Origin of the sequence: Sphaerisporangium krabiense (genome assembly GCF_014200435.1) — a bacterium.
GTDB classification, from domain to species: domain Bacteria; phylum Actinomycetota; class Actinomycetes; order Streptosporangiales; family Streptosporangiaceae; genus Sphaerisporangium; species Sphaerisporangium krabiense.
Map to the genome: position 1 here is coordinate 5,982,896 of NZ_JACHBR010000001.1, position 12,799 is coordinate 5,995,694.

9 protein-coding genes are annotated in these 12,799 nt (G+C 71.2%); 3 read left to right on the forward strand and 6 right to left on the reverse strand.

Features of this window, described 5'->3' with window-relative positions:
• Positions 1–36 precede the first annotated feature (36 nt).
• Genes BJ981_RS26205 through BJ981_RS26220 form a run of 4 tightly spaced genes read right to left on the reverse strand, consistent with a single transcriptional unit; the run spans position 37 to position 4,801 of the window.
• Positions 37–798, reverse strand: a complete 762-nt coding sequence (locus BJ981_RS26205; RefSeq protein ID WP_184614696.1) for an ABC transporter ATP-binding protein — start codon at positions 796–798, stop codon at positions 37–39.
• Between the two features lie 52 nt (positions 799–850).
• Entirely contained in the window at positions 851–1,531 is a 681-nt protein-coding gene (locus BJ981_RS26210; RefSeq protein ID WP_239139618.1) for an ABC transporter ATP-binding protein, read from the reverse strand.
• A 23-nt stretch (positions 1,532–1,554) separates the two neighbouring features.
• The gene (locus BJ981_RS26215) at positions 1,555–3,504 is read right to left on the reverse strand and encodes an ABC transporter permease (RefSeq protein WP_184614700.1); all 1,950 of its coding nucleotides are present in this window, start codon (positions 3,502–3,504) and stop codon (positions 1,555–1,557) included.
• Positions 3,505–3,508: 4 nt separating this feature from the next.
• Complete coding sequence (locus BJ981_RS26220; RefSeq protein ID WP_184614702.1) at positions 3,509–4,801, reverse strand: ABC transporter substrate-binding protein; 1,293 nt, start codon at positions 4,799–4,801, stop codon at positions 3,509–3,511.
• Positions 4,802–5,019: 218 nt separating this feature from the next.
• On the opposite strand from BJ981_RS26220, the gene BJ981_RS26225 reads away from it, so the two are divergent.
• Complete coding sequence (locus BJ981_RS26225) at positions 5,020–5,592, forward strand: hypothetical protein (RefSeq protein WP_239139616.1); 573 nt, start codon at positions 5,020–5,022, stop codon at positions 5,590–5,592.
• Positions 5,593–5,600: 8 nt separating this feature from the next.
• On the opposite strand, the gene BJ981_RS26230 is transcribed toward BJ981_RS26225, so the two are convergent.
• Positions 5,601–6,905, reverse strand: a complete 1,305-nt coding sequence (locus tag BJ981_RS26230) for an FAD-dependent monooxygenase (RefSeq protein ID WP_184614704.1) — start codon at positions 6,903–6,905, stop codon at positions 5,601–5,603.
• Positions 6,906–7,398: 493 nt separating this feature from the next.
• On the opposite strand from BJ981_RS26230, the gene BJ981_RS26235 reads away from it, so the two are divergent.
• The gene (locus BJ981_RS26235; protein WP_221314769.1) at positions 7,399–9,711 is read left to right on the forward strand and encodes a M4 family metallopeptidase; all 2,313 of its coding nucleotides are present in this window, start codon (positions 7,399–7,401) and stop codon (positions 9,709–9,711) included.
• A 51-nt stretch (positions 9,712–9,762) separates the two neighbouring features.
• Here BJ981_RS26235 and BJ981_RS26240 read toward each other — a convergent pair whose 3' ends face one another.
• Entirely contained in the window at positions 9,763–10,470 is a 708-nt protein-coding gene (locus BJ981_RS26240) for a TetR family transcriptional regulator (RefSeq protein ID WP_184614708.1), read from the reverse strand.
• Positions 10,471–10,655: 185 nt separating this feature from the next.
• Here BJ981_RS26240 and BJ981_RS26245 point away from each other — a divergent pair, with 185 nt between their 5' ends.
• Positions 10,656–12,779 carry a (Fe-S)-binding protein gene (locus BJ981_RS26245; RefSeq protein WP_184614710.1) on the forward strand — a complete coding sequence of 708 codons (2,124 nt, stop codon included), beginning with the start codon at positions 10,656–10,658 and terminating at the stop codon, positions 12,777–12,779.
• Positions 12,780–12,799: the final 20 nt, after the last annotated feature.

The window sequence follows — 12,799 nt, forward strand, 5'->3', positions numbered from 1 at the left end:
CCGGCCACGGCGATGTCCGTAGGTTCCGTATCCGTCTCAGGCGTTACTGTTCGAGCCTCCGCCCAGGTAGGCGGTGTGCAGCAGGTCGGGGGAGGCGCGGAGGTGGTCGGAGGTGCCCTCGTAGGCGATGCGGCCGCGGTCTAGTACGTAGACGCGTTCGGCGAGTTCGAGGGCTACTCCCATGAACTGTTCGATGAGGAGGACGCCGATTCCTCGGGCGGCCAGGTCGGCGAGGACCGGTACGAGGCGGGCCACGACGACGGGGGCGAGGCCGAGGGAGAGTTCGTCGACGAGTAGGTAGCGGGGGCGGGCGACCAGGGCCTGGGCCAGGGCGAGCATCTGTTGCTGGCCGCCGGACAGGGTGCCGGCCGGGCGGTCGGTCAGGTCGTGGAGCTCGGGGAAGACCTCGATCGCGGCGGTGACCGCCGCCGGGACCTCGCGCTTGGGGAGGCCGGCGCCGGCGACGCGTAGGTTGTCGGCGACGGACAGGTCGGCGAGGACGCGGTGGCCTTCGGGGACGGCGGCGACGCCGGCGGCACGGACGCGCTCGGGGCGCAGGCCGGTCAGGTCGTTGCCGTCGGCGACGACGGTGCCGGCGGTGGGGCGCAGGAGGCCGGCGACGGTGAGCACGAGGCTGCTCTTGCCCGCGCCGTTCGCGCCGAGCAGGGCGGTCACCTTGCCCCGGGGGACGGCCAGGTCGACGCCGTGCAGAACGACCCGCCCGCCGCGCGCCACCTTGAGCCCCTCGACGCGCAGGTCCTCCGCGGGCTGACCCGCGGGCCGCGGTTCCTCGTTCATGCCGGCCACCGCGGTCCCTTCCTCGTGTGATGCCGTGCGGGTGCTTGTGGGGTCATGCGACGGGCTCGCCGAGGTAGGCGGCGCGGACGCGGGCGTCGTTCAGGACCTCGGCGGTGGGGCCTGAGGTGACCAGGCGGCCGAAGTCGAGTACGGCGGTGGTCTCGCAGATCTCGCCGACCAGGCCCATGTCGTGCTCGATCAGGACGACGAGCGCCCCGAACCGCTCGGGGACGGACCGTATGGCGTCCGCCAGTTCCGCCGACTCGGCCTCCGACAGGCCGGCGCTCGGCTCGTCGAGCAGGACGATCTTCGGGGTGCCGGCGAGGGATCTGGCCAGCTCCAGCTTTCTGCGCTCGAACAGGGTGAGCGCGCCCACCGGGCGGTCCGGGCCGGTCAGGCCGACGAACTCCAGCAGCTCGGCGGCGTCGGCCCCGGCGGCGCCGGCGGCGAGGTGGTCGCGGGCGAGCAGCAGGTTGGCGCCCACGCTGAGCTCGGCGACGAGCTGCTCCTGCTGGAAGGTGCGGCGCAGCCCCCAGCGGGCCCTGCGGTGGGCGGGCAGGGCGAGCAGGTCGGTGCCGTTCACGTGGGCGGCGCCGGAGCTTGGACGCACGAATCCGGACAGGACGTTGAACAGCGTGGTCTTCCCTGCGCCGTTGGGGCCGATCAGACCGCACAATCCGGACTCGTAGGTCAGGGTCACGCCGTCGAGAGGCTTGACCCCGCCGAACCGCACGGTCAAGTCCGATATTTCCAGCTTCATTTCGCGGCCACCGCTTCCGTCTCCGGTTCCGCGGCGGGCGCCGGATCTCGCCGCTTCGGGCGCAGCAGCGCGGCGAGGGTCTCCAACTGCCCGCCGATGCCGCGCGGCGCGGTGATCAGGGCGTGCATGAGGCCGATCCCGAAGACGACGAGGATGAGGTTGCCGTCGATCCCGACCGAGTCGAGGACGGCGGGCAGGATCTGGCCCATCACGCCGGCCACGATCGCGCCGGTCAGGCCGTACGCGCCGCCGATCAGCACCACCGCGAAGAGCAGCACCGAGTCGGACGCCCGGAACGCGATCGGGTCGAGCCGCCCGGAGTTGGCCGCGAGGAAGGCCCCGGCCACGCCGGTGACGAACGCCGCGAGCGCGAAGCCCCACAGCTTGTACCTGGTGATGGCGATGCCGGTCGCGAGCGCGCCCGCCTCGCTCTCCCTGATCGCCGCCCACGCGCGTCCGGGTCGCCGCCGCTGGTGCACCAGGACGAGGATCAGCGCGAGCACCGCGCACGCGATCGTGAGCCGGAAGAACGCCGAGTCCGACGAGGCGAACGACGGGCGCGGCATCGAGCGCTGCACCTCGCCGGAGACCCGGCCGAGGAACCCGCCGCCGCCGTCGGGGAACCCGGCCGCGTTGAACGCCACCTGGAACGCGCCGCCCGCCATCAGCGTGACGAGCGCCAGGTCGATGCCGGACAGCCGCAGCGCGGGCAGGCCGTACACGATCCCGACCAGGCACGTCGCCGCCCCGGCCAGCAGCACGACGAGCGGGAACGGCAGGCCGGTCGCGAACGACAGGCGCAGCGCGACCCAGCCGCCGACGCCGAGCAGCGCGACCTGGCCGAGCGAGACGAGGCCGAGCCTGCCGTACAGCAGGCCGATGCCCGCCGAGGGGACGGCGAAGATGGCCGCCGAGGTGATCACCCGGACCCAGTAGCCGGTGGCCACCATCGGCACCACGACCGCGAGCACGGCGGTGCCCGCGAGCAGCGCGAGCGCCACCCACAGCACCCGTCGCCGGTCGCCGGGCGGCTGAGGGTGCGCGGTCGCGGTCGCGGCGCTCTCCGCCGAGCGGATCTCGACCGTGCTGCCCCTGCGGGCCCGCGCGCTGCGCCGCTGGAGCCAGAGGATGACGAGGACCGCCACCGCGAACGGCGCGACGGCCCGGTAGGGCGCGACGGTCGTGAACGCGCCGCCGACGCCCTCGATGAGCCCGACCGCGAGCCCGCCCGCCAGCGTGACGCCGATCGAGCGGAACCGCCCGACGACGCCCGCCGCCAGCGACGCGATCACGAGGAACGTGAGCGTGCCCGCCTCCAGGCGGGTGAGGTCGGCGAGGACCAGGCCGGTGATCCCGGCGACGGCGCCGCTGACCACCCACGCGACGGTCTCGACGCGCAGGATGCGCACGCCGAGCAGCGCGCTGATCTCGCGGTCGCCCGCGAGGGCGCGCATCTGGGTGCCGATCCTGCTGCGGCGCAGCAGGATCGCGGCGGCCACCGTGAGGCCGACCGCCAGCAGGAACGCGAACGCCTGCGTGCCGGTGACGCGCGCCGAGCCCACGTCCCAGCCGAACTCGTCGGTCGGGAGGCTGAGCGTGCGCGGGTCGTCCGACCAGTTCCAGAAGCAGAAGCCGAGCAGCACGAGCGCGAACCCGAGCGTGCACACGGCCTTGACGAGGGAGTCGCGCTGTGCGACGAGGGGCGAGAGCAGGCGGCCGTACAGGCCGGAGAGGACGGCGGCCAGGGCCGGCGCCACCGCGTAGGCGAGCGCCGGGCTCTGGCCGTCCTCGATGAGCTGCCAGGCCACCAGGGCGCTGAGCGCGCCGATCGCGCCGTACGCGAGGTTCAGCACGCCCGTCGCGCGGAACAGCACGACGATGCCGACACCGGACAGCGCGTACACGGACCCGAGGGCGAGCCCGCTGATGACGAAGGGGAGCAGCATCGGATCAGTCGCTGGTCAGCAGGCCCTGGGCCTTCTCCGCGGCGCGGATGGGGCCGAGGTCGGGGTCCTGGGTGTCGGCGCAGTCGCGGACCAGGGCGTAGCCGTCGCCCTGCATCTTCACCTGTCTGGTGACGTGGTTGGCGTTGTGGCGCGGGGCCTCGCCGAAGTACCACGGCGCGCACAGGATGTCGCTCTTGTAGCCCTTGATGCCGACCACGGCCTTGCTGACCTCGTCGCGGGTGAGGTCGCCCTTGAGCTTCATGATCGTGTCCACGAAGATCTTCGCGGACAGGAACCCGCCCTGGGAGAAGGAGTCGCGCGGGTCCTTGGGGTCGCCGTACGCGTCCATCACCTTGCGCCAGAGCTGGTTGTCCGGCGTGGTCGCGTCGAGCATCGTGAACTCGGAGTTGGACACGAACCCGTCCCAGTAGCCGCCGACCTGCTTGGGGAAGGTGGTGTCGTAGCAGGGGGTCAGGCAGACGAAGTGGACCTTGTCCTTGAGTCCCTGCGCCTGGGCGGCCTTCATGATGGCCGCGTTGTCGGGCGCGGGGTCCTCCATGACGATCGTGTCGGGCTCGCCGCGCATGGCCTGGAGCAGGACGGCGGGCGCGTCCTTGATGCCCGGATCGTGCAGGACGTTGCCCGCGGTGGTCAGGCCCTTGCTCTTGAGGTAGGCGTCGACGCCGGCCTGGGTCCAGTCGCCGGTGCCGGGCACCGAGTTGCTGATCTGGGCGACCTTCTTGGCGCCGAACACCTCGACCGCGTACTGGACGGAGCCGATGGCGCTGATGCGCGGGCCCGCGTTGACGGGGGCGATGCGGGGCGACTCGAAGCAGGGCCGCGGCACGCCGGTCGCGAGCAGGTCGTACAGGCCGTTCTTCTCCCAGATCGGGCCGGAGACGCCGCAGGCCACGAAGCTGGAGCCGCCGACGATGCCGACCAGGTCGGCGTTGCCGGCGAGCTTGGTCGCCAGCTCGGAGGCCTTCTGCGGGTTGAGGCCGTCGTCCTCGACGATGTAGCTGATCGGGCGGCCGTTGACGCCGCCGTTGGCGTTGACGCAGTCGAAGTACGCGCGGGCGGCCTTGGGGGCCGAGCTGAAGTCGATGCCCCCGCTCGCGGTCACGATCGCGCCCACGGTGATCGGTTTGCCGGTCGCCTTCTGCCCGTTGCCGAGGCCGCACTTGACCTGGTCCTTGGCCACCGGCGGCGATCCGGACTCGTCGGCGCCACCCCCACAGGCGGTGACGGCGAGCAGCAGCCCGGCCGCCAGTACGGCGAGTCGTGTAGCACGGAGCATGGGCGGGTCTCCTCATCTACATCAATGGTTCAGACGCTCGCCAGCGGAGCCCCCCGAGGGTCCAGCGTGCCGCAAATCATGTATGACCTCAGATATCTTTGTCCATAGCCTGTCGGACATGCTGGACGTGTCGCCCTCCCAAGGGTGGCACAGACCACGTCGGTCGGGGTGAAGTCCGGCGGAGTCGTTCTCGTCCTCGGTTACGCGTGTGCCGCTCGATGACGAGCCCGGACGGCACCTCGAAGGATCGGCCGGAGAGGGACATGGGATACACCACCGAGTTCGAGGGGCGCGTCAGGATCGACCCGCCGCTCAATTCGCACGAGGTCCGCTATCTGACGCGGTTCGCGGGCACCCGTCGCATGAACCGCCGCAACGGGCCCTACTACTGCGGCACCGGATTCGCGGGACAGGACCACGAGCCGGACATCATCGATTACAGCCGCCCGCCGGCCGGTCAGCCGGGCCTGTGGTGCCAGTGGACGCCCGCCGAGGACGGCGGCGCGCTGGAGTGGAACGGCGCGGAGAAGTTCTACGACCCGGTCGAATGGATGGCCTACCTGATCGACACGTTCCTGAAGCCCGGCGCCATTGTCGGGCGGGAAATGGCGGGCCGCGTTCCCGCCGCGAACGGAGGGCGCTGGTACGCGCCGGAGTTCGCTTTCTTCACGTGCGATCACATCGTGAACGGGCGGATACTCGCGGAGGGCGAAGAGTTCGACGACCGCTGGACGCTGCGCGTCACGGACAATTTCGTCGAGCGCCTGGAAGGGCATCACCGGGGGTCGTAGGCCGGCGGTCACGGGCGTAGCAGGCGTGCCAGCGCGCGTGGTCTGAGCAGCGCCAGCGGGTCGCTCATCTGCATGGTCTTCAAGAACGCGGCACGCACGATGGGATCGTCGACCGCACGGTCGTTGACCCGGCCGAGGGCGGCTCGGAGCAAGGGGGAGTGCAGGGGCGGCGCGGCCACCCACGGGGTGTCGGCGGACACCGCGAGACGCCACGGCACGCTGGTGCGGGCGAACAGGCGCCGCTGGACGGTCCGGGCCGCGGCGGGGTCGGAGCGCAGGGCCGCGGCCTGACGCCGCAGCTCGATCGCCTGCAGGGCGGCCACGGTCATCCCCTGGCCGTAGACGGGGTTGAAGACGCACAACGCGTCCCCCATCACCAGCAGCCCGTCCGGCCAGGCCCGCACCCGGTCGTAGCGGCGGCGCAGGTTGGGCAGCCTGGTGTACCGGTAGACCCGGTGGCCGGGCGTGAGCCGTCCGACCAGGTCGTCGATGGCCGGGTTGCGCAGGACACGGGCGGCGTCGGCGTAGTCGGCCGCGGTCCGGGCGAGCATGTCGCCGCCGCGCCCGTACAGCATGATCAGGGCGCGGTCCCGTTCGCAGAAGACCACCCCGGCGCCGCGCCCGTGGTGTGCGGCGCTGCCCACCTCGTAGATCCCCGGGCAGTCGCGGCGGAGCGGCCCGTCGTAGTCCAGCCAGACCGTGCTGTAGGCGACCCGGCCCTCGACGACCTGGTCGATCCCCCCGGCCCGGTGCAGGCCGGGAAGCCACTGGCGGAGCCGGGAGCCGCGCCCGCCGGCGTCCACGACCAGACCGGCCTCCCACCGCCGTGCCCCGTCGCCGTCCTGGACCTGGACGCCGGCGACCCCGCCCGCCGTGTCCGGGGTCAGGCCGACGGCCGATGTGCCGTCACAGATCCGGACCCCTGGGAGGGCGCGGACCCGGGCGCGCAGGTGTTCCTCCAGGAAGGTGCGGGTGAAGGTCTGGATTCGCGTCCCCAACTGGAGCCGCGGGCTCTGCCGGGGGCCCGCGCACATCAGTACGTTCCCCAGGTCGTTGGTGGGGGCTCCGTCCGCGTGCAGTTCCTTGGCCAGCCCGGGCAGCAACGACTCCATCGCCTCGGCCCCGGCCGATAACAGCGCGTGCGGATGCGGGGACTGGGCGACCCCGCGCCGGAAGCCCTGCCCGTCGACCAGAGTGTCGCGTTCCACCACGATCGTCTCATCGAAGGCGTCCGCCAGCGCGACCGCCGCCAGCAGCCCGCCGATGCCGCCGCCGATGACCACCGCCCGAGCCTTGGCATCCCGTGCCGACACGCGCCACCTCACTCACCCGCGAGCGGACATGAACGGCGGCACGCCGCCTCCGCTCGTCGCGACGAAACCGGCCATGTATTCGGACCGACTTCACCGTCCATAGTCGGCTGATCACCGTCGGTCGTCAATGTGTGGAGGCCACGGAAACGGCTTCCAATTGGTGGCCGCGGGAGGCCGCAGGCTCAATGCGGCTCGTCTCCGAGGGCGATATTGGGATGTACTTCTGATTAGGCACTAAAAGGGGTATGCGCGACGCGGTGGAAAGGCCTGAAAGACCGCTTCTGTTCCTCGGTGAGCGGTCATAGATCGAAGTTATGGAAAGGCGGAGGGTGGCGCGGTTTCACGACCGGTGCCACGTTGAGAAAAGCCCGGCCGGCCAGGCTCCCCTCGGTCCTCGGTGAGGACCCCGTGAGAGGAGTCATCGCACGTGAAACGCTTTACGAGCAGGGGGATCGTATCCGTCCTGGCGGGCGCCGCCATGGTTTCGGGCCTGTTGACGGCGCCCAGCGCCGCCGCGGCGATTCCCGCGGTGAAGCCGGCCGCGCCCGCGGGAGCGGCGGCGCCGTACGCGCCGCCGGACGACCAGGCGAAGGCGCGGGCCGTGGCTCTGGCCACGCGGACACTGGCCGGTGGGTCGGCCTTGGTCGAACGCTCGCCCGATGACCGGTTCGGGACGCCCCGGGCCGTCTTCGGCGCCGGCGGGCTGCAGTTCCTGTCGTTCCCCCGTGCCTACCGGGGCCTGCCGGTGTACGGGGGCGACGTCAACTTCATGATCAGCCGGGATGGCGGGACGCTGCACTACGCCACCTCCGCCCAGCGGGCCGAGATCGACGTCGACGTCACGCCGAGGATCGACGCGGCGCGGGCGGCGGCGGTCGCCCGCACCGTGGCGGGCCCGGGGGCGACGATACGGTCCACGCGCCTGGTGGTGCACGCGACCGGGGCGAGCCCCCGGACGGCCTGGGAGGTCGTCGCGCAGGGCAGGAGCAGGGACGGCGTCCCGGCCGAGCCGCACGTGTTCGTGGACGCGGGCAGCGGCCAGGTCGTGGAGAGCTGGGACGCGGTCAGGCACGGGACCGGGCACTCGTACTTCAACGGGGACCCGGTGCGGATCGACACCACCGCGAGCGAGACCGGGTACTCCCTGCGCGACCCGTCACGCCCCGGGATCGAGTGCAGCGCCGTCGGAAGGGTGTTCGACGGCACGGACGACGACTGGGGCAACGGCACGGCCACCGACGTGGAGACCGCCTGCGTGGACACGCTGTTCGGCGTCCAGCGCGAGTGGGACATGCTGCGCGAGTGGACCGGCCGCAACGGCATCGACGGCCAGGGACGCGGGTTCCCCGCCATCGTGGGCTACAACATGCCCAATGCCACCTGGTCCGGCACCGAGGTCAACATGGGCCGGAACACGGCCGGCAGCAAGCAGACCACCTCCCTCGACGTGGTCGGCCACGAGTACGGGCACGGGGTCTTCCAGTTCTCCGGGTCCGGCGGGGCCGGCGGCGACGGCTGGATGGCCGCGATGAACGAGTCCACCGGCGACATCCTGGGCGCGATGCTGGAGCACTACGTCGGGCATCCGGAGGCGCTGGACGAGCCCGACTACCTGGTCGGCGAGGAGATCGACCTGTTCGGTACCGGGGCGATCCGCAACATGTACAACCCCGCGCAGATCGACGACCACCCGAACTGCTTCACCACGACGGCGCCGGACGCCCACCCGGGCTCGGGCCCGCAGAACCACTGGTTCTACCTGCTCGCCGAGGGCTCCAACCCCACCAACGGCAACCCGGCCAGCCCGACCTGCGACGGGACCCGGGTGACCGGCATCGGGATCCAGAAGGCCGGGAAGATCTTCGTCAACGCCCTGCAGATGAAGACCGCCTCCTGGGGTCCGGGCGCCGCCCGGCTGGCGACGATCCAGGCCGCGTACGCGCTCTTCCCCAACTCCTGCACGGAGATGAACGCGGTCAAGGCGGCCTGGTCGGCGGTGAACGTGCCCACCCAGCCGGGCGAGCTCATCGTGGAGTGCTGGCCGGAGTCGTTCGACCTGAGCCTTTCCCCCGCACAGGGCACGGTCGTGGCCGGTCAGTCGGCGACCAGGACCGTCGTCCAGACCCGGACCCTGCAGGGGCCGCCCCCGCAGGTCACGTTGTCGACCGCCGGAGTTCCCGACGGGATCACGGTGAGCATCGCCCCGGGGCAGGTCACCGCGGGCGGCACCGCGCAGGTGACGATCACGACGCGGCCGGACGTGCCGCCCGGCCTCTACCGGTTCCAGGTGGTCGGGACGGCGGGGCCGATCACCCAGCGCGCTCCTTTCGACCTGACGGTGATCACGCTTCCGCCGAAGATTCTGATCACGGTCCAGCCGCACACGGTGGTGCTCGACCAGGAGCTGAAGGGTTCGGCGACGCTGCTGTCCGGTCCGTCCGGCGGCACTCCGATCCCCCTGCGGCTGTCGGCGTCCGGGGGCCCGCCCGGGATGACGGTCGGCTTCACACCGGCCGAGATCACCGCGGGACAGAGCTCCGCCATCGCGATCGCGGCGACGCGGAGCACCCCGCCGGGGACGTACCAGGTGACGTTGCAGGCGATCGGAGATGTGGCGGCGACGGCGGCGCTGACGGTCCAGGTGCCGGAGCGGGGACCACGCCCGCAGGCCTGGCGGCCGTACACCCGCTACCAGGTCGGCGACCGCGTCACGTATGACGGGCAGGTGTACCGCTGCCTCCGGACGCACGTCTCGCAGCCGGGCCGCACACCGCCGAGGACGCCGGCGTTGTGGGCGCGGGTGTGATGACCTGACCCGTTCGTGCCGAGCGGTCCGCCCGCCGGCCCGCGCGTCCGTTCAGGACCGCGGGCGGCGGGCGGCCGCCTCGATCTCCTCGGCGACGCGCCACAGGGGCGTGCGACGCGAGGTGACCACGACGAGCACCTCGTCGCAGGGGGCGTCGTCCCCGGCCGCGTCGCCGTCCATCCAGGTGCGCAACGCCTGAGTCACCTCGGCCATCGCGGTGGCGAGCCGCGCGCGGGCGTCGCCGTCGCCGCCCGCGCGCAGCCAGCTCCGCAGCACGTGGTTGTGCGCGGCCACGAAGGCGGCGGCGGCCATCTCGTGGCGGAGCCGGTACGCCTCCCGGTCCTCCTCCGGGCGGCGGGCGTCCAGGTACTCGGAGAAGGCCCGCTGGTAGCCGCTGGTGGCGGCGATCTCCCACTGCCGCAGGGCGGGGACCCGGCGGGTCAGCTCGTAGCGCCGTACGGCCGTCTCCGGGTCCTCGGCGTACATGTCCAGCACGATCCGCACCGCGTCGGCGATCACCTGGAGCGGCGACCGCAGGGGAGAGGCGTCCTCCAGGTACTCGGCCACGCGCCGCAGGCACGCGGTGTGGTCGGGGAGGATGGCGTCCTCCTTGCTGCGGAAGTACCGGAAGAAGGTGCGCCTGGCGACTCCGGCGGCCTTGGCGATCTCGTCCACGGTCGTCTCGTCGAACCCGGTGGCGAGGGAGAGGCCGATCGCCGCCGACATCAGCTCCCGGCGTACGTCCCGCTTCGGCGGCATCCGGTCCCTCCCGTGGTGAACGCACCGCGCTCTTTCCAGTGTGGCACTGAATGCCTTAACATACGGCACTTAGTGCATTTTATGCGACGTAGTGCATTACATGCGATACTTAGTGCATCAGTGGATAGAGGGGACGAGCACATGGGCCTGCCCGGTCGTTCAGCGCGGCGAGACTGGAGAGACCAGTGCTCTGGATAGCGGTCGCGATCGCCGGCCTCGCCGCCACCGCCGTCACCGCCCTCGTGGCAGGCCGGCGCGTGCTGTTCCTCCACCGGCTCGCCACCAGCGGCCAGCCCGCCCCCGAGCGGATCGAGTACGCGAGGACGCACGTCGGCGCGGAGGTCAAGGCGCAGCTCGTCGAGGTCTTCGGGCAGAAGAAGCTGCTGAAGTGGACGCCGTCCGGCACGGCGCACTTCTTCGTGATGTGGGCGTTCTTCATCCTCGCCACCGTCTACCTCGAGGCGTACGGCGCGCTCGTCCAAGGCGCGGTCACCGGCACGCCCGACTTCCACATCCCGCTCATCGGCACCTGGCCCGTGCTGGGCTTCCTGCAGGACTTCATCGCGGTCGCGGCGCTGTGCGGCCTGATCGCCTTCACCGCCATCCGCGTCAAGAACTCGCCGAAGAAGCTCGGCCGCGGCTCCCGGTTCTCCGGCTCGCACCTCGGCGGCGCCTGGCTCACGCTGTTCATGATCTTCAACGTGATCTGGACGATGTTCCTGTTCCGTGGCGCGGCCGTCAACACCGGCAACTTCCCGTACCGGTCGGGCGCCTTCGCCTCCGACCTCGTCGCCGGGATCCTGCCGCGCAGCGAGGCGCTGGAGGCGGTGGGGCTGCTGCTGCACATCGGCGTGATGCTGGTGTTCCTGGTGCTCGTGGTGAACTCCAAGCACCTGCACATCTTCACCGCGCCGCTGAACGTGCTGTTCTCCCGCCGTCCCGACGGTCTCGGCGCGGCCCAGCCGATGCGCAGCGGCGGCAAGCTGCTCGACTTCGAGGAGGCCGACCCCGAGACCGACGTCTTCGGCCGCGGGAAGATCCAGGACACCACCTGGAAGGGGTTCCTGGACTTCTACACCTGCACCGAGTGCGGCCGGTGCCAGTCGCAGTGCCCCGCCTGGAACACCGACAAGCCGCTGTCGCCCAAGATGCTGATCCTGGACCAGCGCGACCACGCCCTCGCGGCCGCCCCGTACCTGCTGGCGGGGGACGCCGAGCGCGAGAACTTCCCGGAGGACGTGCTCGCGTTGCTCGACAAGCCGCTGGTCGGCGAGGACGGGGTCATCCACCCCGACGTGCTGTGGTCGTGTACCAACTGCGGCGCGTGCGTCGAGCAGTGCCCCGTGGACATCGAGCACATCGACCATATCCTCGACATGCGCCGCTACCAGGTCATGATCGAGTCGGCCTTCCCGTCCGAGGCCGGGGTGATGCTGAAGAACCTGGAGAACAAGGGCAACCCCTGGGGCCTGCCCGAGGGCAAGCGCGCCGACTGGATCGAGGAGCTGGACTTCGAGGTCACGATCGTCGACGAGAAGATGCCCGAGGACACGGAGTACCTGTTCTGGGTGGGCTGCGCCGGCGCGCTGGAGGACCGGGCCAAGAAGACCACCAAGGCCGTGGCCGAGCTGCTGCACATCGCCGGAGTGAAGTTCGCGGTGCTGGGCCCGATGGAGGCCTGCACCGGCGACCCGGCCCGCCGCCTGGGCATGGAGTTCGTGTTCACCATGCTGGCTCAGCAGAACATCGAGACGTTGAACGAGGCGGGGGTGAGGAAGATCGTGGCGACCTGCCCGCACTGCTTCAACACCCTGGCCAATGAGTACCCGCAGCTGGGCGGTCACTTCGAGGTGGTACACCACACCCAGCTGCTGGCGCACCTGGTCGAGGCGGGCAAGCTGACGCCGGTGACGCCGATCGAGGAGAAGATCACCTATCACGATCCGTGTTTCCTGGGGCGGCACAACAAGGTGTACGCCCAGCCGCGCGACATCATGGCGACGGTGCCAGGGGTGCGGACCCAGGAGATGCACCGGTGCAAGGAGCGGGGGTTCTGTTGTGGCGCGGGCGGGGCGCGGATGTGGATGGAGGAGCGGATCGGTAAGCGGATCAACACCGAGCGGGTGGATGAGGCGCTGACCACCGATCCCGACACCGTGTCCACCGCGTGCCCGTTCTGCCTGGTGATGCTGGGGGACGCGATCAACGAGAAGAAGAACACCGGCCAGGCCAAGGAAACCCTGGAAGTCGTCGACGTCGCCCAGCTGCTCATCAAGTCCGTCAAGGGGGAGCCGGCGCCCACCCCCTGATCGCCCCGCGCGAGCGCGCG

Coding starts and splice junctions, on each gene's coding strand:
- BJ981_RS26215 (WP_184614700.1), bottom strand. CDS start 3,504: ATGCTGCTCCCCTTCGTCATCAGCGGGCTCGCCCTCGGGTCCGTGTAC.
- BJ981_RS26220 (WP_184614702.1), bottom strand. CDS start 4,801: ATGCTCCGTGCTACACGACTCGCCGTACTGGCGGCCGGGCTGCTGCTC.
- BJ981_RS26225 (WP_239139616.1), top strand. CDS start 5,020: ATGACGAGCCCGGACGGCACCTCGAAGGATCGGCCGGAGAGGGACATG.
- BJ981_RS26205 (WP_184614696.1), bottom strand. CDS start 798: ATGAACGAGGAACCGCGGCCCGCGGGTCAGCCCGCGGAGGACCTGCGC.
- BJ981_RS26240 (WP_184614708.1), bottom strand. CDS start 10,470: ATGCCGCCGAAGCGGGACGTACGCCGGGAGCTGATGTCGGCGGCGATC.